The sequence below is a fragment of the Pilosibacter fragilis genome (genome assembly GCF_032490495.1).
GTDB classification, from domain to species: Bacteria; Bacillota; Clostridia; order Lachnospirales; family Lachnospiraceae; genus Pilosibacter; species Pilosibacter fragilis.
This window is the reverse complement of the sequence record NZ_JAVYJB010000026.1, coordinates 1-22809: the sequence shown is the minus strand read 5'-3', so window position 1 is coordinate 22809 and position 22809 is coordinate 1. Positions and strand designations below refer to the sequence as shown.

The 22809-nt window shown below is 50.0% G+C and carries 23 protein-coding genes and 3 pseudogenes; all 26 read right to left on the bottom strand.

Annotation, left to right across the window (positions count from 1 at the left end; genetic code table 11):
- Positions 1-11 precede the first annotated feature (11 nt).
- Positions 12-1748 (bottom strand): C40 family peptidase, encoded by a 1737-nt coding sequence (locus tag ABCW45_RS16290; protein WP_343221187.1) that lies wholly within the window; start codon positions 1746-1748, stop codon positions 12-14.
- Positions 1741-2124 carry a DUF3851 domain-containing protein gene (locus ABCW45_RS16285; RefSeq protein ID WP_044024583.1) on the bottom strand — a complete coding sequence of 128 codons (384 nt, stop codon included), beginning with the start codon at positions 2122-2124 and terminating at the stop codon, positions 1741-1743. Before ABCW45_RS16285 ends, ABCW45_RS16290 begins: the two co-directional genes overlap by 8 nt.
- A complete protein-coding gene (locus ABCW45_RS16280) occupies positions 2121-4523 on the bottom strand; it encodes a VirB4-like conjugal transfer ATPase, CD1110 family (protein ID WP_343221186.1) in 2403 nt (800 codons plus the stop codon). The genes ABCW45_RS16285 and ABCW45_RS16280 overlap by 4 nt, the downstream gene beginning before the upstream one ends.
- Positions 4480-4935: a PrgI family protein gene (locus tag ABCW45_RS16275; protein ID WP_117920647.1), complete on the bottom strand. Its 456-nt coding sequence runs from the start codon at positions 4933-4935 to the stop codon at positions 4480-4482. Before ABCW45_RS16275 ends, ABCW45_RS16280 begins: the two co-directional genes overlap by 44 nt.
- Positions 4936-4955: 20 nt before the next feature.
- Entirely contained in the window at positions 4956-5825 is an 870-nt protein-coding gene (locus tag ABCW45_RS16270) for a VirB6/TrbL-like conjugal transfer protein, CD1112 family (RefSeq protein ID WP_002576236.1), read from the bottom strand.
- Positions 5826-5894: 69 nt separating this feature from the next.
- Positions 5895-5993, bottom strand: a pseudogene (locus ABCW45_RS16265) (Maff2 family mobile element protein); the annotation flags it as partial.
- Positions 5994-6078: 85 nt separating this feature from the next.
- Complete coding sequence (locus ABCW45_RS16260; protein WP_002594230.1) at positions 6079-7704, bottom strand: recombinase family protein; 1626 nt, start codon at positions 7702-7704, stop codon at positions 6079-6081.
- 127 nt (positions 7705-7831) lie between these two features.
- Positions 7832-8026: a transposon-encoded TnpW family protein gene (locus ABCW45_RS16255; protein ID WP_002594231.1), complete on the bottom strand. Its 195-nt coding sequence runs from the start codon at positions 8024-8026 to the stop codon at positions 7832-7834.
- Positions 8023-8877 carry an ATP-binding protein gene (locus tag ABCW45_RS16250; protein WP_002594232.1) on the bottom strand — a complete coding sequence of 285 codons (855 nt, stop codon included), beginning with the start codon at positions 8875-8877 and terminating at the stop codon, positions 8023-8025. The genes ABCW45_RS16255 and ABCW45_RS16250 overlap by 4 nt, the downstream gene beginning before the upstream one ends.
- The gene (locus tag ABCW45_RS16245) at positions 8874-9635 is read right to left on the bottom strand and encodes a replication initiator protein A (RefSeq protein ID WP_425518624.1); all 762 of its coding nucleotides are present in this window, start codon (positions 9633-9635) and stop codon (positions 8874-8876) included. Before ABCW45_RS16245 ends, ABCW45_RS16250 begins: the two co-directional genes overlap by 4 nt.
- 109 nt (positions 9636-9744) lie before the next feature.
- Complete coding sequence (locus tag ABCW45_RS16240; RefSeq protein ID WP_002594234.1) at positions 9745-10131, bottom strand: cysteine-rich VLP domain-containing protein; 387 nt, start codon at positions 10129-10131, stop codon at positions 9745-9747.
- Positions 10121-11746: a relaxase/mobilization nuclease domain-containing protein gene (locus ABCW45_RS16235; RefSeq protein WP_002594235.1), complete on the bottom strand. Its 1626-nt coding sequence runs from the start codon at positions 11744-11746 to the stop codon at positions 10121-10123. The genes ABCW45_RS16240 and ABCW45_RS16235 overlap by 11 nt, the downstream gene beginning before the upstream one ends.
- Positions 11718-12113 carry a plasmid mobilization protein gene (locus tag ABCW45_RS16230; RefSeq protein ID WP_002594236.1) on the bottom strand — a complete coding sequence of 132 codons (396 nt, stop codon included), beginning with the start codon at positions 12111-12113 and terminating at the stop codon, positions 11718-11720. Before ABCW45_RS16230 ends, ABCW45_RS16235 begins: the two co-directional genes overlap by 29 nt.
- A gap of 627 nt (positions 12114-12740) precedes the next feature.
- Complete coding sequence (locus ABCW45_RS16225; RefSeq protein WP_002569239.1) at positions 12741-13229, bottom strand: hypothetical protein; 489 nt, start codon at positions 13227-13229, stop codon at positions 12741-12743.
- A 114-nt stretch (positions 13230-13343) separates the two neighbouring features.
- Entirely contained in the window at positions 13344-13649 is a 306-nt protein-coding gene (locus tag ABCW45_RS16220) for a desmoglein-4 (protein ID WP_343221184.1), read from the bottom strand.
- A gap of 175 nt (positions 13650-13824) precedes the next feature.
- Positions 13825-13953: pseudogene (locus ABCW45_RS16215) on the bottom strand (Maff2 family mobile element protein); the annotation flags it as partial.
- A 126-nt stretch (positions 13954-14079) separates the two neighbouring features.
- Positions 14080-14931: pseudogene (locus ABCW45_RS16210) on the bottom strand (VirD4-like conjugal transfer protein, CD1115 family); the annotation flags it as partial.
- 41 nt (positions 14932-14972) lie between these two features.
- Positions 14973-15131, bottom strand: a complete 159-nt coding sequence (locus tag ABCW45_RS16205) for a transposon-encoded TnpW family protein (protein ID WP_006428300.1) — start codon at positions 15129-15131, stop codon at positions 14973-14975.
- A 142-nt stretch (positions 15132-15273) separates the two neighbouring features.
- Positions 15274-17145 (bottom strand): AAA family ATPase, encoded by a 1872-nt coding sequence (locus ABCW45_RS16200; RefSeq protein ID WP_343221183.1) that lies wholly within the window; start codon positions 17143-17145, stop codon positions 15274-15276.
- Positions 17142-18638: a MobQ family relaxase gene (gene mobQ, locus ABCW45_RS16195; protein WP_118296912.1), complete on the bottom strand. Its 1497-nt coding sequence runs from the start codon at positions 18636-18638 to the stop codon at positions 17142-17144. The genes ABCW45_RS16200 and mobQ overlap by 4 nt, the downstream gene beginning before the upstream one ends.
- A complete protein-coding gene (locus ABCW45_RS16190; RefSeq protein WP_118296913.1) occupies positions 18604-18963 on the bottom strand; it encodes a DUF3847 domain-containing protein in 360 nt (119 codons plus the stop codon). The genes mobQ and ABCW45_RS16190 overlap by 35 nt, the downstream gene beginning before the upstream one ends.
- A 127-nt stretch (positions 18964-19090) precedes the next feature.
- Positions 19091-19615 carry a hypothetical protein gene (locus ABCW45_RS16185; RefSeq protein WP_015516227.1) on the bottom strand — a complete coding sequence of 175 codons (525 nt, stop codon included), beginning with the start codon at positions 19613-19615 and terminating at the stop codon, positions 19091-19093.
- A gap of 266 nt (positions 19616-19881) precedes the next feature.
- Positions 19882-21414, bottom strand: a complete 1533-nt coding sequence (locus ABCW45_RS16180) for a hypothetical protein (RefSeq protein WP_015573038.1) — start codon at positions 21412-21414, stop codon at positions 19882-19884.
- Between the two features lie 131 nt (positions 21415-21545).
- Complete coding sequence (locus ABCW45_RS16175) at positions 21546-21830, bottom strand: DUF6809 family protein (protein WP_021630766.1); 285 nt, start codon at positions 21828-21830, stop codon at positions 21546-21548.
- 13 nt (positions 21831-21843) lie between these two features.
- Positions 21844-22221, bottom strand: coding sequence for a TnpV protein (locus ABCW45_RS16170; RefSeq protein ID WP_021630767.1), 378 nt, complete (start codon positions 22219-22221; stop codon positions 21844-21846).
- Between the two features lie 4 nt (positions 22222-22225).
- The coding region (locus ABCW45_RS16165; protein WP_343221182.1) for a DUF4368 domain-containing protein at positions 22226-22809 on the bottom strand (584 nt) is incomplete at its 5' end.

Sequence of the window (22809 nt, the reverse complement as noted above, 5' to 3'; positions counted from 1 at the left end):
CACAAAGTCTGTTACCAGTTCATCAGGCCGTAGCCCTTAATACTTTGATAATTCAGGTCATAACTTTTGATCTTGCAGGCATCGCCGGAATTTCCCTCCACCGTATAAACACGGCTGCCATCCGTACCGATCACGATACCCACATGGTCTGCTGTCCCATCTAAATCCCAATCAAAGAAAATTGCATCTCCGGGAGCCAGATTGTTATAGCCTCTTGCACCCCATTGTCCATGAGACTGGAACCACGGGACGCCCTGCCACTCACAGCCTGCAAAGCGCGGCTCACTTTTTCCAGCCTGGTTATAACACCAGGATACAAAGCAGGCGCACCACTCCACGCGGCTGTCAAAGCCATACCAGCTCCAATAAGGATAGCCGCCCACATTGCCGACCTGACGCTTGGCCAGCTCCACCAACTGCGGATTTCCGGGACGGGTTCCATTTACGAACTGTACACCGGTCAAGTCCTCGGAATTGCTCATGTCAGGGGAACCACCGCCAAACAACAGCGGTTTATTGCCCATGGTCTGCCGGTAAACCTGATACATTTCCATCTGCTTCGAGGTCAGTAACTCCGACGCCACAGCGGAAATGGGCTTGCTGGTGAGTTTCACATTCAAAATGTAATACTCATAGGGGACTTCTTCTGAGGTGGTCTCGCCGGTCTCCGGGTCGGTGGAGGTCTCCGTGCGGTAGCGAATCTCCACTTCCTCAGTAAGCGTCAGCTGATACTGTGCTGCAAACACACGCGCCAGCTCTGCCTGAGCGCTCTGCTGGGTGTAACCTTGCAAGACGGCAGACAGAAATGCTGCCAGCTCATGAGGGTCATGACCGATCATACCAAGGTCATAGCGATACTCGTCATACCCTGGGTGGCTGCTTTCTATGTTGTCGATTTCCTCCTGCAACTGGGCTTCTTTGGCTGCATAATCTGCCTCCACCGCCAGCATTTCCGGGTCATCCGACGGATAGGTGGTGCCGGAGAGAACGGAACCGATGCTCTGCGCCATCATGGAGCAGGAGGACATGGTATTCATCAGCATACAGGTAATGAGGAACAAAACCCCTGACATCAGGAAACCCTTCTTGTGGCGCATGACGAATGCCCCTGCCTGCTGTACCTTTTCTTTTACCGTCCTTGCGGCTTTTCCGGTTTTGGATACAGCCTGGGCGGTATTTCCGGCAGTCTGACCGGTGTGTTTGGCGGCGGCATACTGCCTTTTGATGGCCTGCTTTTGCTGCCAGCGGGAAAGCGGATTGCTGGCAAACTGGGGATTTTCCTGCAAAGATTTCTGGTACAGAACATTTACATTTGCCTTTTCCAGTTGGCGCTCTGCCTGTGCTACTTTGCGGTACGGCTTCAGCTTGTGGCTGTGATAGCCCTCCCGCACCAGATAAGCGCCGGTCTCCACCGCTTCCTCGGACTTATGAGCGCTTTCCACACCCACGTTGTCCTGCTCTGTTTCCCGGATCTCTTTGTGGAGCTTGCCCGCAACCAGATGGACGGGAGCTTCCCTGACTCCTTGAGAAACTTTGGAAGGTGGCTTTTTCTTGTCCTCAAAGGTCAGCTTCGAGGTCTTTTTTCCGGTATCCGGGTCAATGACCGTCTGCCTGACCTTTTCCTTTGGGATATTGGCCTGCGCCTTATCTGCTCTGGCCGCAGCTTTCTCCGCTTTACGGATCGGCTTTTCCAGTGCAGGGTCAGACCGTTCCTCATCAGTAAAGCGCAGACGCGGTTCCTTATTCAAACCATTCTCCCAGCATGAGGGAGGACATCATGTAGTGCAGCTCTGCATAAATGGCCATTCCCACCGGATCGTTGAACATACAGCCGGACAGGTAGGCATAAAACTGTGCCACCACATCGGACAGGATCTTCGCTTCGGTTCCTTCCAGAACCAGACCACCCATACCTTCCTTGGCACGGATGGTGCTCCAGACCTCTGCCAGACGGAGCAGCCCCACCTGACCGGTCTCATTCAGTTCGGCTGCCTGATCTGCCGCCGTGCGGCACTCACTTACCGCATCGGCCATGACTGTAAGCAGCTGGCTGCGTTGGGCATTTACCGCCCTGTCAAAAAACATCAGCGGATTTTTATTCAAAATGTTGGGGTTCATCATCATTCATCCTCCTTCTTTTTCAGTTCCTGGGGTTTGGTAGTCATAATGCGGTAAAGTTCGGTGTTCTTCGGGAAGTGGTCTACAAACGGCAGGATCGTGGAGCCATAGAACAGCAGGCCCTCGCCCTCACCGGAGTGGGTCACATAGCTAAGCTGGTGCGTGGAAATCCCCAGTTGCTTCGCCAAAATCTGGCGGTCTCCGCCTGCCTGGTTAAGCATATACACGAAGTCCGAGTTTTCAAAGATGTTCTCTACCTCGCGGCTGCTCAAAAGGTCTTTGACATTCTGGGTGATACCTGTCGGAATACCGCCCCATTTTCTGAATCGCTTCCAGATTTCCACCGTATAGGCGGCGGTCTGCTCCTCCTTCAAAAGCAGGTGCATCTCGTCGATGTAGTAACGGGTGGACTTGTGGGCGGCACGGTTGATGGTAACGCGGTTCCACACCTGATCTTGAACTACCAGCATACCGATTTTTTTAAGCTGCTTGCCCAGTTCTTTGATGTCATAGCAGACAATCCGGTTATCAATGTCCACATTGCTTTGGTGGTTGAACACATTGAGGGAGCCGGTTACATAGATTTCAAGAGCCGTAGCGATATACTGGGCTTCCTTTTCCTCCTGTTCCCGAAGCAGGTTATACAAATCCTCCAGTATGGGCATATTCTCCGGGCGCGGGTCATTGAGATAGGTCTGATAGACCAGGCGCACACAACGGTCAATAATGGTTTTCTGCACCGGCTGCAAGCCCTCCTTACCGCCCACGATCAGCTCACACAAGCTGAGGATAAAGTCAGACTTGAGTGACAGCGGGCTTTCATCATCCGAATAGTCCAGATTCAGATCCATCGGATTGATATAGTTGGTTGAAGTAGGTGAGATCTTGATGACCTGCCCATGCAGACGCTCAACAAGAGGTGCGTACTCCGCTTCCGGGTCACAGATAATGACATCATCACTGGTAAGCAAAAAGCAGTTGGCAATTTCTCGTTTTGCGCTGAAGGACTTACCGGAACCCGGCGTACCCAGAATCAGGCCGTTGGGGTTTTTCAGCAGCTTTCTGTCCACCATAATGAGGTTGTTGGACAGAGCATTGATGCCGTAGTACAGGGCTTCTTTCCCGTTCTGGAACAGTTCCTGCGTAGTAAAGGGCACAAAGATAGCTGTGGAACTGGTGGTCAGTCCTCGCTGAATCTCAATCTGATTGAGACCCAGAGGCAGACAGCTCATCAGCCCTTCTTCCTGCTGGAAGTCCAGCCTGGTCAGCTGACAGTTATACTTCTGGGCAATAGAGCCTGCCTGAAAGATGTTGTTGCCAAGCTGACGGGGATTGTCCGCTGTGTTCAACACCAGAAAGGTCAAAAGGAACATTCTCTCATTGCGGCTCTGCAAATCCTGCAAGAGTTTTTTCGCTTCACTGCCGTAGGTAGCAAGGTCAGATGGAATGATGTCCATGTCGTATCCGGCACGGACTGCTTTTTTCTGTTCCTCGATCTTGCTGCGGTCCAGGTCGGTAATCTTCCGTTTTACCGTTTTGATGGCTTTCACCTGATCCACCGACTGAATGTGCATACTCACAATGAGCGAGCTTTCCATATCCAGAAAATCAGCCAGCAAACGGTCATTCAGTTCCGGTGCGAGAATCTGCAAAAAAGAAACAGTCCCGTATTTCTTACCCATACGGAACTGCTTGCCGGTGCGGAACTCAAAGGAGCTTGGTGCAATAAAATCCTTTGTGGACAGACCGGAAGGAGCCAGCCAGTCCCATTCAAACTGAAACGGAAGTTGTTCATCCATGTGGAATACCGCATGAAGCTGAAAAAGCCTTTCTTTACCGTCCAGCGTTCTGGCAGCTACACCAAGACGCTTGAAGTTATTAAGTATATCGGTCTCAATACGCTCCAGACGGGGCTTGGCGGCTTTGATGCTGTCCGCGTCGATACCAAAGGTCAGGTATTTGGTCTTGATGAGACCGTTGTTACCTCTGGCCAGCTGATTTTGCAGCATTGTGGTGTATTCCTCGCGGATACTGTCAAAGGCGTCCCTCTGGGGCGGGATGGAAATGGAGTTAGCAAAGGTCTCCTCCGATGCCGCAAGGTTCAAAAAAGACAGCTGGAAATGAATCGAGCTATCAAAATAATTGAGGAAATCACACCAACCCTCAAAGATTGCCGTCTTATCTTCGTTTTGGGAGAGCTGATAGTTGATGTCCTGAAACTGGATGGTCTTTGTGTAGTGGCTGTCCGATACGCGGCAGATTCCGTCCGGCCACATCCGTTCATAAGGGATACTGTCCTGCGCAGATTTTCCTTTTTTGTCCGTGCGGTTAGCGAGGGCAATGGCCGCTTCGATCTGCTTCTTATCGGCGCGAGACAGCTTTTTCTTTGTCTTTACCGGCCGCACAGTTTTTTCCTCGGTTTTTCCGAACATCCGATGCAGCCATTTTTTTATTGCGGTGAACAATGTCATACACCTCCTTATCGAGCATTTCCTGCCGCTTTAATACGGCATAAAAGTTGTTGGTCTGGTAAGGTCGCTGCTTTGGACGGATCACAGCTACTTTGAGAATGTTGCCCACGATCTTTTCTAGGGGCTGTCCATGCTTTTCGTACATAGCCAGCATAAAGAAGGGCAGCATAACCAGCATCATACACATAGCCGCTACACTGTTTCCGGTAGGTTTTCTGAGCAAAAAGAAAAGCGGTACGCCAATAAGCGCTCCGCCCGTGAAGCAGATAAGCTGCCGCTTGGTCAGATTGAACATGACCTTTGTTTTGACTTTTGTTAAGTCCTTGGGTACGGGTACATAAGCCAATGTAGAAACCTCCTTCCGTTTTAGTGCGCCTGAAAGACTGATTTGGCGAGACTGCCGGTTTTGAACAGCGTAAAACATAGCAGTACGGTGTAGCCCACGCAGCTCCAGATTGCCATGATGATGTCATCTTCCAGAGCGATGTTCTGCACCAGCACAGCATAAATTGCCACGCAGACAATAATGAGAAACGCCTGAAAGCCCAGTGCCAGCAGGGATCGGAGGTAATTCTGTCCCATACCGCCCCATTCTTTGCCCATCATTGCAGCCATTGGAACGGGAGCCACCGAAGTTACAAGGTAGATCTCGATCATACGGCCATAAATAACGATAAAGATACAGATATACAACGCCCACATGGTAATGCCAATAAAGAGGGATTGGAACCACAGTCCGAACAGCGGTCCCAAATCCATTTCCATCAGCCTCGGTTCCAGATCGGTCATAACTGAGGAAATGTCAATGGACGCATCCGAATTGATAATCCCTGCCGCCTGCGCCACCACGCTCTGCGCCATATCAAAGACGCCCATCACGATATTCCATGTGTTTGTGACAATGAGGATGGCGGCAGCTGATTTGAACACCCACTTGAAAATCATCCAGGTATCCACATCATGCAGGTTGTTCTTGTCTGCAATCATCTGGATCAGGTCTACGGTCATCACGATAGCCAGGATCACACCTGCAATCGGCACCATGATGGAGTTTGACAGATTCTCAATCATATTGAAAATACTGCCATTCCATCCCTGTGGGGTCTGTCCTACCTGTACGGATATATCCGCGACCTGTTGGTTTACGCTGTCAAACATCCCCGAAAGGTTGCTCATAATACCGCCCACCAGCATTTCTTTCAGCCAATTCGTCAGGGCTTCAAGTAAGAAATCCATACGGTGTCAACCTCCTTTCCGCCGCCCCCGCAGAGCTGCGGGAGCGGCAAGGATTTCATGCAGGAACGCTTAGACAGAGAACAGCCCGGAGAGCAGAGGTACAAGGACCATGCCAACAACGGCTACACCAGCACCGGCCATGAGCTGCTTGATGCCCTGGCTTTTTGCTTATGTGTGATAAAGAAGTAATAGAAGTGTAAAAAATTTTGCCGTTCCTATCCGGCACATGAGGTATGTCGGATAGGTCGGGCGGTTAGGTGTCGGGCAGTTCTACCTTGCCGACAAAAGAATAATAGATTTCGATTTCCTGTCTGCGTAACTTGCCCCGGCGTTTCCCGTCAAGGGCAACGCTTTCATGGACAACGATTTTCTCCACAAACTCCCGCAGCAGAGTAGGGGTAAGTTCTTCAATGGTAGTGTGCCTGCGTACCACATTCATAAACTTTTCAGCGTTTGCGGTGGCTTCCTGCGCTTTGGAAAGTTCTTCCCGCAGTCTGGCGGCACGTTCTTTCAGTTCTTTCTGCTCGGCTTCATAGTCTGCCGACAGCTCTGTGAAACGCTCGTCCGATATGCGCCCGGTTACGCTGTCCTCATACAGCCGCTTGAAGATAGCAGATAACTCGGCTATGCGTTTCTCGGCGGCTTCCAGCTCCTTTTTCTTGGCGGCGTTCCTGCGTCTGTCCCCGTCCTCATTCTGCTCGATTAAAAGCTTCATAAACCGGGCTTCATGCTTTGCCGCATAGCTGGTAACTTTCCGCAGATTGGAGAGTACGCCAGCGGTCAAGAGGTCAGTGCGGATAAAGTGCGCTGTGCAGTCGGCGGTGCGTTTCTTGTAGCTTCCGCAGATATAACAGTCCTGCTTGCGCTTGTCCGTCTGGTATCGCTGCTGGTACATGACGCTGCCGCAGTCGGCACAAAAGAGTATGCCGGAGAACAAGCCCACTTCGTCATAACGGTTGGGGCGTTTGCGCTGCTTGCGTAACTCCTGCACCCGTTCCCACGTTTCCCGGTCAATGATAGGCTCATGGTGGTTCTCAAAAACCGCCTGCTTTTCCGGGGGATTTTCTATGCTGTGTTTCAGCTTGTAGGACGGCTTCTCGGTCTTAAAGTTTACCAGACAGCCCGTATATTCCCGGTTTTCCAGCAGATGAACCACGGTATTGGTCGCCCACTTGCACTCATAGCCGGGGTGGTAGCGGCGGGTGCTGCCCGTCCTGCGGTATTCCAGCGTCCCCGGCGTGGGGATTTGCTGCTCGGTCAGCATACGGGCTATCTTGGTCGGACCGTTCCCGGCAAGGCAAAGGCTGTAAATCTGCCGTACCACCGGGGCGGCTTCCTCGTCAATGATAAAGTTTTCGTCCTCGTCCATGAGGTAGCCATAGACGGGCTTGCTTGTGATGGGCTTTCCGCTCATGCCCTTAGAGCGTTTTACTGCCTTGATTTTCTTGCTCGTATCTCTCACCAGCCATTCGTTAAAAATGTTCCGCAGCGGGGCAAAATCATTTTCCCCCTGTGCGCTGTCCACTCCGTCATTGATAGCGATGAAGCGGACACCTTTCTGTGGGAAAATCATTTCTGTGTACATTCCCACCTGTAAGTAGTTTCGCCCTAACCTCGACATATCCTTGACGATAACTGTCCCGACTTTCCCTGCTTCAATGTCTGCAAGCATGGCTTGAAATCCGGGTCTTTGAAAGTTCGCACCGGAATAACCGTCGTCGGTGTACCAGCGCAGATTAGAAAATCCATTCTGTTTGGCATAGGTTTCCAAAATCCTCTTTTGGTTGGAAATGGAATTGCTCTCGCCTTGCAGCTCGTCCTCATGGGACAGTCTTGGGTAAAGGGCGGTAATGAGTTGCTGGGTGGTCTGTCTTAACATAAATTCCTCCGTTTCCGACAGCCAGCCCCACTATTCCGTACCTTGATTGTACCACATGGGGCGGCTGTCTGTATAGCGGCAAAAGCGTCAAATCTGCTTCTTTACGGTCGGTAAAAATGACGGTTTTTCAATCAGGCTTATCACAGGTCAAATATCCGGCGGCGGCTTCTGCTTCCAGCACTTTCATCATCTTGTCAGCGGCGGTGTCGGTCGCCCCCTCCTTGAAAAAGCCAGACACCACAAGGATTGTGTTGCCTATCCTCGTTTCGGTCACGCAGTCCGGGCGGCGGGCAGGGCGTTTGTTTCTCTGGGTGTCGGTCATAGGCAAATCTCCTTTCCGGCAAGCAGCCGTTTCAGCTGTTCCATTTTTCCCTGTGCGGCGGCTTTCCTCAAATTCTCCCCGGTAAAGCAGAGAGGGGAACACATTTCAAGCAGGCGGTCATAAATCCGGGCGTGGGCGGTGTCCTCCGGGTGCTGCAATTCCTCCAGCGTGAGGTTGGTCGTCACAATCAGCGGCTTCCTGCTCCGGTAGCGGCTGTCAATCACATTGTAGACCTGTTCCAGACCGTATTCTGTGCCACGCTCCATTCCAAAATCGTCAATGATGAGCAGGGGGAAGCTGCAAAGGCGGGAAATATATTCGTTCCTGCCCGCAAAGCTGGCGGCAAGGTCGTTTAATATTGCTGCAAAGTTTGTCATGCACACCGGGACTTCCTGCTCCATGAGGGCGTTTGCAATACACCCGGCAAAATAGCTTTTCCCAGTGCCTACCCTGCCCCACAAGAGCAGCCCGTAGTTCCCGTCCTTTATCTGTTCCCAGCGTGCCACATATCCGGCGGCGTTCTTCATCTGCGGGCAGCTGCCGTTATCGTTGGCAAATGTCCAGTCCTGCATGGTCTTGTCTGTAAAGCCCTGCCGTTTCAGCCGTTCCACCGTTTCAAGGTGGCTGCGCCGCTTCTCGGCGGCTTCCCGTTCCTTACGGGCTGCCCGCTGGCAGTCGCACTCTGACGGGTGGCGGTCACGCCCGAAAAAGGTCTTGCCCTCCGGGAAATAGGCTTCTTTGGGTTTCCGGCATTTGCCGCAGTATAAAAGCCCGTCCTCCCCGGTGTAATCCTCCGGCTCGGCTGTGGTGTCGGTCATAGGCAGTATGGTGTTGTGGATTGTATCGGTCATAGGCTTTCTCCCTCCTTGAATGAATAGTCCGGTATGCCTTTCTTTGGCTTCTCTTTGGCAGCGTCCTCCTGCGCCCACTTGTAAATGGTGGCTGCATGGCTCTGGTACTGCTTCCCGGTGGAAGCGATGTGGCAGGAAAGGCGGTCAAGGTAATACTCCCACTTGCCGGGGAAGTCCTGTTCCAGCTCCAAAAGTTCTGTGTCAGAAAGAAATACATTTTTATATCTGCCATAAGCGGCGGGGGGCTGCCCCTCACTCGCTCCTTTTGTTTGGCTCTCTATTAGGTTGTTTATATTAGTTTGGTTAGGGGACGGTTTTCCGACCGTCATAAGGTCAGTTTTCCGGCTGTCAGTTGGTCGGTTTCCCGCCCTTATGAGGGGCGGTTTTCCGTCCGTCAGTTGGTCGGAAAACTGTACCACTGGGATAGGCGGCACTTTCACATACAGACGGTTGGCGGCAGAAAAGCCCGTCCTTCTGCGTTCCAGCAGCCCGGCAGCGTCCAGTTCGTTCAGTGCGCCCTTTATGGTGGTGCAGCCTTTATCCAGCATTTCCGCTATCTCTGCTATGGGGTAGACAATGTATGTCCGTCCCTCGCTGTCCTGCCAGCCGTTCTTCTGCGAAAGGGTGGAACGGTCTAACAGCAGCGCATATAACTCTCTTGCGGTGTGGGATAGGTCTGTTTCCAGCAGGAAACGGGGGTAAGGCAGGTAAGCGGGCAGCTCCGTTCCTGCGGTCATATAATCAGCGATAGGGTTCACCTCCTTGTGGTGTCTGTCTGTGGGTTCTGTTACGCTTTTAGGGGGCGTTTTTAAGGGAAAAGGATAAATGTATCACGCACCCTTTGACACCCTCCAAAAAAGCCTTGATTTATGCGGGTTTGAAATGCCCTAAAGCGTGACATTTCTCCCTTTGTTTCCGCTTCCGTTTGGCGGCGTTTATCCGCTTCATGCGTCCGGCGCAGTCCGGGCAGTATTTCCCCCGGTTGGATTTTGGGAAGAAGAACGCCCCGCAGACAGCGCAGCGTTTCCGGCTTCCCCGGCGCAAGAGGGCGGCTTCCAGTGCTTCATCAAGGGGCAGGACAGCGGCGGTAAACCAGCGGCAGAGCAGCGAATAGCTGATACTCTGTACACACACGCAAGGCTCGCCGTCCTCCAACAGCAGGCAGTTCCCGCTGTCATAGTTGCAGCACTCATGCACAAGGCGGCGGGCTGCCCGGTACTGGCGGTAGTCCATGCGGGGGATATTACCGTTCATGGCTCTGCTCCTTTCTGCGCTGCGGCTCGCTCCGGCGTAAAATCTGGTCGATATTGCCCTTGACAGTCTGCAAGCGGCGGTACTCCTCCCGTTTTGCCCGGTAATCGTTGTAGCCGCTGTTTTTCTCTTTGATAAGGCTTTCAATCTCTGCTTGCAGGGATTTATAGCTCGGCAGCTTGGAAATGCCGTTCTCCCTGAAATAGCGGGCGGCTGCGTCTGCTATGATAAAGTCACTTTCATGCTTCTGACGGTAGGCTGCTTTTGCTTTGGCGTTTTTCTGCTGTTTCAGCCCGTCCCGGACAGGGCGGGTCTTGGAATAGGCAAGCACCTGCCGTTGCAGCTCCTTTTTCCCGTTCAGCGTCTTTTCCACCTGCTTCAACCACGCAAGGCTTTCCTGCATGGCGGCATAGGCGGCAGAACAGGCTTCGTCCAGTTCCTCCGGGGAGGAAAAGCCGTACTGCTGATAGGCGGTAACGGTAGCTGCCATTTGCTTTAGGTTGTGCTTTGCCGCCCAGCGGTCATAGCCCACGCCCTTGCCCTCGGCTCGCTTGGCTTCCCGGTCAACCATGCGCTGCAAGGTGTTGTCTGCCGGGGTGGTTTTTGCAGCTTTTTCCCCTTGTAACGGCTTTTTAACTGCGGCAGGGTATTCGGGTATGGCTTTGGTCTGTTCGGCAGCTCTGTGGGCGTTCTGCGTGAGCAGGGCAAGGACAGCAGCCTTGTCAAAATCGTCCCCCAGCTTTCGGGCTGTGATAGGCTTTGTCCTGTCCGGCGTGAGGTAGGAAAGCCGCCCCCGGCTCTCCTTGACGGTCACACCCTCCCGCAGCAAAAGGGAAGAAAACTCGTCAAAGCTGCCAGCTTGGGAAAGTGCCTGCCGTATCGTCCGGCGCAGCTTCGCCTTGTCCGTTTCAAACTTGGTGGGCTTGGTCGGCTGTCCGGCGGCTTCTCTGGCGGCGTTCTCTTTGTCAAGGGCAAGCTGCCCTTTCTTTGCCGCCCAGTATTCCCGTTCGGTTATCCGTTCCTTGCTGCCGTTCAAGAGGTCGATTTGGTAAAGCCCCTCCCGGTGGCACATTTCCATGACTTCGCTCTTGAAATATTCCATAGCGGCGTTGGTGCAGCGGTGCTTGCAGCCCTCCAGCGTGTCGGCTGGTCTGTCCATGTAGGGCAGAAGCGGGACTTCGTAAATCCGCAGGGAGTTGATGACGATATGCACATGGATATTCCCGCTGTGGTTATGCCCGTCCGGGTGGGTGCAGATTAGGGCTTGGTGTCCGGGGAAATGCTCCTTGCAGAACTGCTCGCCCAGCTCCTGCGCCCGGTCTACGGTCAAGCCGTTGTCTGTCCCGTCCCGTGGGTCAAAGCTGATGATATAGTGGTGGCTTTTCACATCTTCCCGTTTTTGGTTTTTCTCATAGCGGAGATTGGCTCGCATACAGGCAACAGCGAAATCCTCGCCCCCGCAGTTGAGGGAAGAAATGCGGTAATCCTCCCTCGGTATCAGCCGCCCGTTTTCATCAAGGGTGGCTTTCATGGTAAACTCGTCATGCTCAAATGTGAGATAGGCTTCCGCTGCGCCATAGTCGGCGTTTTTAGAGCTGATATGTTTGAATGTTGCCAACAGCGTCACCCACTTTCTGCAAGACTTCAAACTTTAGGGCAGCAAGGTCGGAAACCGCCGCCCGTACCTCCCCGGCAAGCTGCGGATAGGGACTGTGCCACTCGTTCAGCGTCCGGGCTATCTGGTTTAAGTTGCCGCCGATCCTCCCGTATTCGGCGGTCAGCTTCCCGACAGCGGCAAGCAGCTCGTCATTGATGGGGGAAACGGTTATGATGGGGCGTATGGCTGCCCCGGTTATGGCTTGCCGGATAAACTCGGCTTGGCTCATGTGGTAAGCAGAAAGCCGCTGGGCAAACTCGGCGTATTCTTCCTCGGTCATGCGTGTTTTGACTACCCGGCTGCGGTGCGGCGTGTTGTATCGTTTCATAGGTGGTTGACCTCCTTTCTGTGCGTGGTGTCCTCTCACTAATAGGAGAAAAACAGGGTGTGAAGCGGAACTGTTTTTGAAAAATCCGAAAAATATTTTGAGGGGTTTTTCAGCGGCGCAAGCCGCATAAGCAGGGTTTGGGGAAGGCACTCCCCAACAAGATTCCCGCAGGGGCAAAATGAGCGATAAGCGAATTTTGGCACCTCGGTAGAATCTTGCTCTAAGAAACTGCCGGCCTGCCGTTCACTTGCTACTGCCACTTTTTCAGAAAATCTATAACCAGCTTTTTTTATAAAAGGCTGCGGGCTGGCGTTTTTCCCTTACTCCCTACAAACCACAAAAGAGCAGAATGGACGGACTTTCCGGCAAGAACTTTTCCGGCGGCTCGGTCTTTCCCGACAATAAGGCGTTTCGGAAGCTGCGTTTTGCCCGCTGTCTGAAAAAAATGGCAGCCTTTTTTGGTTTCACTGTCTAATACGGAACTTTTGGAAATTTGCCAAAAATGGACGCAAAAAAAGCAGCAAATCTTTTTCGGATTTACTGCTTCATGTGCCGCTGCGGTGCGGCGGGATGGATATTCAGTTGAAATAAAAGAGGATGGTGGTACTTTAGTCTATCGACTCTTTACTAACTATTAGGTAATCTTGAAAGATTTTCCTTGAATTTATCTAAAGAATGTTCATTGTTTCCCGCAAAAATAAGTGGAATTGTATATTCATATGATATGCCATTTTCATAGTCCGATAATTGTATTTTTATAGTATCATCCCTCTCATCTTTAGGTGCTATATATATGAATGAATTTTTATTTATATCAGATATTTTCCCTTTTTCAGAAGAAACAGTATAACCCCAGTCTGTTAAATTTGTCTTTATTGTAACTTCTGTTTCTGTTTCTTTTCTAGTCTGCAATGCTGTTTTATCGATTTGGATATCAAAAGGAGTCGAACCTAACAATTCACTGTTTATATTTACAAGTTCTTCTCCATTTGTTTTAGAAATATTAGATTCATCTTCATAATTTTGTTGAGATTCATCTTTTGGTGTTTCTCTGTTACATCCTAATAAAAAGCATAAAATAATTAGTACTAATACAGAAAGTTGTTTTTTTTGCATTTATTTCTCCTTTCATATTATCAAAGAAAGCACTGAGAGTACTTTCAAGAAATTTTGAAATATTCTCAATGCTTTCTATTTTTTGATTATAAACTTGCCGGTAATGATACTATGTTAATTTATCTCTTTCGCGTAACCTTTGTTGCAATATACACATGCACCATTCACCCATTTGTGAGACATTTCAATCGTCTCAACTTCATAAATGCTTACTTCTCCACAAATTAAACATTGTTTGTAATTATATACATGACGTGTCGCACATTTATCCCAGTCATCATATATACCAGGCATTTCATCTTCATATCCATAGTACTGGGAAGAACCCCAACTATGAGTATGAGCGGCAAATACAGTCATTGGAGCAGCTACAATTCCAGCTACTACTGAAAGTGCTAAAATAGATTTTCTTAAATTCATAAGTTCCTCCCTTTCCTTAAAAATACATAGCTCTTTGTTACATTGTCATTTTAACATAATAATTGGTAAAATGCAATAATTTATTTTCTATTTACGAGAAAATACTGTGCATATTATCTTATTTAGGAATAGTTAAGGCGGCTACCTAAATCTTTTTATTACTTTACCGCACATGAGCATTTGCACCCGGGTTGTCGTTTCCATAACCTTCCATCAGGTTGATTACGCCCCAGACACCAAGACCGGCACCGATTGCAACGACCAGTGTCTGAAGGATATTGATTGCACTGCTAAAAAAAGCCATAATCAAATGTATGCACAAACGCTTTTTCTTATGGTCTGTAAGCGTTTGGCTCTACTCCTTTCCCTTTTATTCAGACCTTTTTGTACCCCCGCTCAACAACAGGGTGCTCGAATTCTTTCTTTCATATCAGTCCTCACCTTCCTCAGCTTCAATCGCTGATACATCTTCTTGTGTTACAGTTACTTCATACATTTCAAATTCTGTATCTTCCGACATCACCAGTCGGTGTGCCAGATATTTTTCGACATCAAACGCATTATTCTTATTGAAATCGGCAAGCTCTTTGTACCGTTTATGCTTTGTGATGTCATATTTGTTGCTTAAAAACGGACGGACTCCTCGAAGCTGTAAGATACATTTTTCTCCATCCATGACCGCCAGCTCATCTCTACTCATCAGCTCCTTTCCAGTCTTTTGATAGTTCAGTCCATAGGACCGGTTGCTGCCTCTGGTATCTGATGTGTTGTAAAGATCAATGGTTTCCTTTCCCAGGGTTTCTGATATTTCTTTCAGTGTGGAACTTTCCTTTCCGCCCAGGAAAAGAACGGTGTCACAATTGCCTGTGATTGTCTCAGCAGCATCCTTATAGATGGTTTTCAGCTGAGATTGTGACTGCAAGATGATAGAAGCCGAGATTTCCCTGCTTCGGATCGTAGCAATCAATTTGTCGAATTTGGGAATCTGTCCGATATTGCTGAACTCATCAAGAAGCAACCGTACATGATAGGGAAGCCTGCCTCCATGCTCATCATCCGCTTTATCACAAAGCAGGTTAAAGAGCTGGGTGTACATGATCGCTACCACAAAGTTGAATGTGTCATCTGTATCGCTGATGATGACAAACATGGCTGTTCTCTGATCACCGATCATATCCAGTTCCATTTCGTCATAGGACATGATTTCTCTTAGTTCCTGAATATCAAATGGTGCAAGTCTGGCACCACAGGAAATCAAAATCGATTTTGCAGTTTTGCCAGAGACGAAAAGTCAAGGACTTTTTCATCAAATTCAAAAAGAAGTCACATTTTGCGGACTTCCTCACGGAGCAGACGCTTGATTTTGTCCTCCATCGTCTCTTTTGCGGTCTGGCTGAAATGGACACGGACGATATAGGTTGTTTTGCCGATCTGCTTTCTGACAGTCGGGCAAGTGGCGGTGTTGGTTGCGGTATTGTTCATTCAAAATCCTCCTGTAAATGAAAAATGCCCGGTGACTGTTCATCATCGAGCGGTGTCGGTATGAGGGAACAAGGCAAGGCGGCAACATTAAGGTATCTATAAAAACCTTGCCGTCTTTGCCATGCTTGCCGTGTTCCTGTTGTCAGTCTCGGAGATAGCAGACCCATGCTGTGCCGTCTTTCTCGGTCACAAGTCTGTCCCCGATACGGCTCTTTGCCGTTCTCATGGTGCGTGAGGAAATCCCACGCTCATTGACTGCCTTTTCCAGTTCTGCGCTCGGCATACGCTTTCCGTCCGCAAGCAGTTCCAGAATGAGCATTTGCGCCTGTGCGGTCTTGCTCTCGGTCTTGGCGGTGTCCGTCCCGGCAAGAAGCTCGTCAGCGGTAATGTCATAAGCTCCTATCCACGCAAACCCTTTCTCGTCTCCCAGAGAAAAGGCAATGGACTGTCCGGGCGGCGCAAGGGAGCTTTTCTCATGGATCAGCACCCTCGTTGTGGGGCTGTCCTTCAGCTTGCCGATAAAGAGCAGACTGCGGACTGCCGCCGTAATGTCGATAGACCCTAATCCCCGGTAAGTGCTTTGCGTTCCTGCGGCTTTGTTGAGGTGTCCGATCAGCACGATAGCGCACCCGGTAGCCTGTGCAATGTCTCCCAGACTGCGGAATATCGGGCGCACCTCGTTTGCTCTGTTCATGTCCACATCTGCACCCAGAAAAGCCTGTACCGGGTCAATGATAACCAGCCTTGCGCTGTTTTCCCGGATTGCCCTTGCTATGCGTTCATCGGCAAGGGTCAGCGGCGTGTCTCTATCGTCAATGACAAGCACTCGTTCAAGGTCTGCGTCTGCTTCTATCAGTCGGGGCTTGACGGTATCGCCCAGACCGTCCTCTGCGGTCTGGTAGATGATGTTGAAAGGCTCAAGGGTCTCCATACCGGGTAAAGGCTTTCGGTTGGTGCAAGCCGCCGCAAGACGCATGGCAAAGTAGGTCTTGCCCTCGCCGGGGTTGCCCTGTATAATCGTCAGCTTTCCAAAGGGGATATAGGGAAACCATAGCCAATCCACGCTCGTCAGCTCCACATCTGCCATGCGGAGCATTGGGACAGGCTGGGCGGTGGGCAGCTCTCGCAGCGTGATTGTCTCGGCTATGAATTTGCGGCTGGGAATGTCCCCTTGCTGACGGAGAACATCGTTCCAGTCTTTCCTTGCCGGGACAAGGCGAATGACGGCGATCTCGCCGGGAATGTCCTGTGCCAGCCTGGTGCAGGCTTCACTTCCTGCGGTGTCGCTGTCAAGGCAGAGGAACACTTTTCGGGTGTCCTTGCGTTCAGAAAGGAAACGGTCAAGGGCTTTGCCTGAAACGCCGCTCAGGGCAAGATAGCTCCTTGTCTGCCAATCCTGCGGATAAAGGCAGATAAAGGACAAAAGGTCTATCGGCGCTTCAAAGACAAAGAGCTGATTGCCATTACCCTCGTGTCGGAACGGATAGGATTTGTCAGACCCGGCAATGTCCTGTCTGAATGGGTCTGCCGTTCCTCGCACATGGGCGTATCTCGGTGTACCGCTTCGGTCTCTGCCGACAAACACAACATTGTGCCGCTTTGCGTCCTCGTAAATATCCCCGGAAAGAAGAAAAGCCTCAACAAGCGTTTTGTTGAGACCTCGGCTTTCTGTGAGATATTGGATTGCTCTGTCGGCTGTCCTGTTGTGCAAGGGCAAGTGAAACGCTGTGGGCGGTGCTGTGGTGGCTTCGGTCTGTCCCTCGCCGTTTTCGCCTGTCAACATCTGAACAGCTTCGGGAAAGGACTTGCCGTAAAACTCCATGACGAAATCAATGGGATAGCCGCCCTTGCTCTGGCTGTGGCGAAACCACTTGTTTCCCCGGACGGTCAGGCTGTCATGTTCTTTCCAACGGTATTCCCGTCCGCTTTTGATAAGTGTCTCTCCCTGTGTGCGGAGAAAATCTTCCAGACTGACGGCGTTTGCCCGGTCAATCTGTGCTTGGGTGTAATTCATCGGGATAGTTCCTCCTTTTTCTGTCGTGTTTGGGGTCGATTTTGGAGCTTTTGTTCCTCTGTACGCTCGTTAAATCGGGCGGCAGTATCTACACATGACTTGACCTTCCAAAGGCGGTGTAAATCGTCTCTGACGGTCTTAAACTCGCCATAGGTGGTGTTGTGCGCCTGTTCCAGCTCGTCATACTCGTCGGACAGCTTTTTCATATCCACCTTGCCGTCTGGGAACTCCCCGGTCAGCTTTCGTCTGGCGGCGTAGAACTGTTTCAGTTCCGCTTCATGCTCTGCCTTGTACTTGGCTCTGGGCTTCTCAAACTTGATTTTCTGCAAGCCGTCATAGACAGGCTTCAAGCTCTGGAAAGCAGCGGAGCTGTCATAGAGCTGCTTAATTGCTTTCATTCGGGCAGTCTGTTCGTCCAGCGTTTTCTTCAAGCTCTCTGTGGCAGCACTGTGTTCGCTGACACGGCTTTCCAAATCTTCAAGGGAGTAAATGCCGTTTGCCCGGAGATAATTGAAAGTCTCGTTCATCTCCTTTAGATTGCTGACCTTGCCTTTCTGCGAATACGCCCCGGCTCTGCGCTGGGTGTAATAGGCGTTCAGCAGAGAAACAAGGTCGGGTGCCTGCGGCTTGGCAAGCTCTGCTTTTGCTTCGGCAATCCAATCGAACAGGAGAGCGATTTTCTTCTTGATGTCCCGGATAACGGCATTGGTTGCCTTGATCCAGCGGTTGAACTCGCCCTTCTCGGTGCGTATGCCTTTCTTCTCCATTGCCCGGACGGTTGCGCCCTCGTGGACGGTGGGAAGAAGCTCCACGCCCTGACGCTCATAGCTTCGGTGGTCGATACGAACGTCAAGCCCCTTTTCCGCAAACTTGGCGTTGCATAGCTCCGCCCATGTCTGCCGCCAGTATTCCAGCGTTTCGGGACTGCCCCAGTCGGTAGTGGGAACGGCGTTGAACACAAACTTTCCGTTTGCGTCTCGAATACGGTTGCCGTCCTCGTCCAGCTCGTACACCCGGCGTTGCTTTAGTCCCCATTTGCCGTTCTGCTCGATGGGGCGGATGGGGCAAAGCACATGAAAATGCGGATTGGGTATGCCGCCGTCCTCCCGGTCTGGCTGGTGTACGGCGAAGTCAACCACCATGCCCCGGCTCACAAAGTTCTCCAATAAAAATTGCCTTGCAAGAGCGATGTTTTCCTCAAGGGAAAATTCATTCTGCAAGGCAATGTCAAAGCTGTATGCAAGCTGGGCGTTCTTTCCACGCTCGGCTTTTTCCACGGCGTTCCATAGGGTTTGGCGGTCTGCGTATTCTGGCGGTGCATGGGACGGCAAGAGAATGTCAGAGCAGATCACGCCGCCCTTGCGGGTGTAGTCGCTGTATTCGCCGTAATACTCGCTATACAATCGCTCCCCGGCTCGGTAGGCAGCAGAAGCGATAGCGGACTGTCCTGCGCTTCGCTTAGTCTGCGTGACGCTCAGATGAAATAGTGCCATCGGCTCTCAACTCCTTTTCTCTGTTTGCTTGGCTGATGTGGGTAATCGTCATGTGACGGACGGCTCGCTGGACTTCGGACAAAGAAAAGATTTGTTCCATCAGCTCTGTCATTTCGGTGCGTGTGAGATCTTTGACCTCCGGGGCAAGGCTCTCAATCGTGCCGCCCAGATTGCAAAGACGGTGGGTGCGCTTTTGTCTCTCGCCTTTCTCCAGATACTTCTTTCTGTTCTCCAGACGCTCCAGCTTGTGCTGTTCCTGTGCAAGCTGTGTCTCGACCTGTTCCTTTTCGGCTCGGAGCTGTTCAAGGTTTTTCGGTTTTGCCATTTTTCGTGACCTCCTTTTTTGAAAATGGGGATAAAAAAAGACCGTCAACTTTTCGCACATTGCGACCAGTCAACGGTCAGTTTTTCGGTATTCAGTTGTTGTGTTCAGTTCGGTAAATTGAAGTTGGTCAAAGTTGTTGGCGAAGATATTCCACAACATTTCCATTCGTATCATAGAAACAGATGTTTCCTACATTGAGGGGCAGGACAATGGCGAAAGGCTTGCCACTATCAATATCAATCACCTGAATGCCGTTGCCATCATCTACTTCAAGTCGAACAATATTTTGGGTATTCATTGAGATAAATGCCCTTTCGTTATTTCCCTCAACAACAAACTCTGCAATGTAATCATCAACCTCAACTATATCTCCACCACCACGGAAGAAATATCCAAAAGACAAGCCAGGGCGATTTACATAGACAGAAAAAGTGTGGTCTGTCTTGTCCTGTGGGTAAGAAATAAATGCAGCCATTGTGTCGGAAATGCTTCCATCAACAATCCAATCATCCAAAATTTTTTGAGATTGGCGAATGTCTGCTTCTAAACTGTTTGCGGTTTTACCAATGTCATTGTTTGCATAAAGGAAACCGAAAACCAACACACAAGCCAAAATAACACCCAAGAGGATTATGGGTAATTTCTTTTTCATAGAATCACACTCCTTTATCAAATTAAGATTCTTGATTTTCAAACTTGCTGGCGGCGAACGGTTTGTCAAAACCGTTTGCGGACGGCAAGTCCACAGGGGATAGCCGCTTTAGCGGCGCAAGGGGGTGTAGCCACCTTGACGGAACGAAGTGACGCAACATTCTCGGTCATGCAGTTTTCTTCTGCTGACGGAGAATGAAGCTCCGCAGGACGCACTACTCTCGACAGAGAGTATAGAAGTGCGCCCTTAGAGTTCTAAGGGTATTTTTAGATAATTGGGAATGTTTCTTTGTCAAACTGCGTAACATTGAACACGATACGCCACTCGACATCATCACCAACCGGTTCAAAGTGCAGAGCAGAACAAGCAGCATGAAGTTTTTCTTGTGAATTTGTTCCATATATAACTGCTGTCGGACCATCTGCACCACCAATAACACCAACAACAAAACAGGAACTACTGCCAACTGGACGGAACGAATGATCGTCTGGTGTAACTTCTATCGGTCTATCGCCTTCATCACAGTCAAAAACCGAAATGTTCTCCATCGGTTCAGGGGTAAGTGTATAACTCATGGCAATATAATGTGTCGGATAAATCCAGCGATCAGAACCAAAACTATTTTGAGGAACTGTCTGCTGTTCTATTTCCTGCACGGTCAGTGTATGGGTTATTCCGCTAACAGGATGGGAAAACATAAATGAATCTCCGGGTGCGTGAACTTTGAAATGTGAGCCTGGAACTTGTCCTGGTTGCTGCTCCATTGTAAGAAAAAGTTTATTGATTTCAGGGTGATGCTTGGTTCCCCAAGGAAATACGTCTCTGCATATGACCCAGCCATAAGTACTATCCAGCCCATAATGGTCGATTGCCCATTTTGCTTCCAACTCATTGATAACGCCATCTGGCAGACAAGGATTAAAGCTCACAGCGCAGCCATGGGTTGTCTGTAATATTTTCTCGTTTAACTTCAAGCAAGGTTTGAAGTTAAAACAAAGTGGGTTTTCCCATTCCATCTGCATCTGTTGCTCACGGGTAAAATTTTCACATGAGTCATTTTCCCAGTCCAGATTCCATTTTTTCATGAAGTCACGGATGCTTTCTGAATCAACTCGCATACAAAAATCAACGACAAGTCCTTTGCTACATGAATAAGCTGCCGGAATTACCCAATGATATCCAGCCCAATCGAATTGTTTATCCAGCTTGATCTCTTTTCCGGCACGGTCTTTACCTCGATGTCCCCAGAAATCTCCATCAAAGTAGACCTTCCATTCAGGGGCAACCAATTCTGCTTCTGAAGTCATATCATTATCGTAATAATCTTCTGTGTATTTAATCTGACTGTAATCAAAGGAAGATTGCAGGTTTTTGATATATGTCCACGGTTGTTCCATAGGCAACAAATTCATCTTCTCTGAAATTTCCGATAAAGTTTGCTGTTGTTCCTGGGTTGTAGGGTTTTCATTGAGAAAGGCTTCAAACTGTGCTTCGTTCCACATCCACGCTTGTTCCACTGCCGCCACATCACCACAAGCCAGTATAAGCCGCAGAAAGTCGGTAAAATTTTCAGCTACTGGATGAACATAATCAGGAGAAGTATTCATGGGGCTGACAGAGAAAACCATCTCTCCAAATCCACGAATGAAACAGAAGTGGATACCATCTATCCCTGCCCATCCAAAAACCGATGCCCCTTTTGGGGTACAAAAATAATTTGTATTATCCTCACGGAGTTCAACTCCCACAGGACTTAAATCGACACCCCGCTGTAAAAATTTTTTCAAAATTCTATTCATTAAGCATCCCCCCATAAAATTAGTGCTATCACGCTCTTGATTGTAGTAAATTTTATCACAAGAGTGTGAATAAATCTACTGGCGAATGCTGAAACCGCCCGAACAGTTTCTTTCTGCTCAGGCGGCTTTCTTCATCCATTTTTCTTTCTTCTGCTGCACTTGTTCATGGGCTTCCTGCTGAACATCAGCCCAGCGGAAAAGCCATACTTGAAGTGACTTTCACTTTCTTCACATTGGGCGATTGCTGTCTGCGCCCGGAGTTCCTGCACCAGCTCATAGTCCTCTTTGCTGAGCCGCTGGGACAACTGCTCCATGAGCTTTTCACAGGCTATGACTGCCTTTCGGTATTCCGGTGATGTAGGTACAACTGTCTCGCAGGGATAAAACTCCCCATTATACATGGCTTCCAAAATCATAGCTTTACCTCTCTCAACAGTAGATTAGTTCCGTCTTGATGATTTCCTCTGCCCGGCAGCGGATGGAGTTCATTGACTGCACCCATAACATCTGATTTTCCGCTTTCATGGCTTCGGTCACGCCCTCGGCTTTCATCATCTGCCGGATAATCAAGTCCAGCCTGTCTGCCGCCTGCTCGTTCAGATCGGCAACGACGGTGTGGAGGCTGCCGGACAAAATTAGCTCGTTGTAAAGCATGGGACGGTGCAATTTCAGATAGGACTGGTGCAAGCGTCCCCAATGCCCAATAGGTCGGCGTTCCTCCGGCAGCTTCAAGTCCGGCACATAGTAGTCGCCCACCAACACATAGTCCATACCGTTCTCATGGATTCTCGGTTTCAACTCTTTCATAAAATCACGCTCCCTTTCTCGGTCCCAGCTGCGGCAAACTGCTCACCGGGATAAATACCCCTCTGGCAATATCCTCGGTGCGGATTGCCTGTTTTCTGGCTTCAATCTCCGCTTTTTTCTTGGCTTTCGTGCGCTCCTCATACTCTTTCTGTTTACCATTGGCTTTCCGCTTCAAGTAGTTCTGGTGGAGCCTGTCCTTGCGTTCCTCACGCTTGCGGATTTCCTCTAATTCCTCCGGGGTAAGCTCCACTTCGCCAAACGCAGGGGGAACGAAACGACCCACGAAATTGAAGTAAATCTCGACCTCCTGTGTGGTCTGAATACTGCCCTTGCGGTCACGCTCATGCACAAGGATTTTCTCAATAAACTCATTGAGCATGGCAATCGTCAGCTTGTCGAAGTTCTCATACTTGTCAATCAGAGCGATAAAACGGTCAGCGTCCTTTTCGTGCTTCTCGTAGCTCTTGATAGCCTTTTCCAGAGTAGAGATTTCGGCGTTAAGCTCGGACTGTTCCTTTTCGTATTGAGCGTCCAGAGTGGCGTATCTGCTGTCGGACAGCTTTCCTAAAATGTTGTCCTCATAGATTT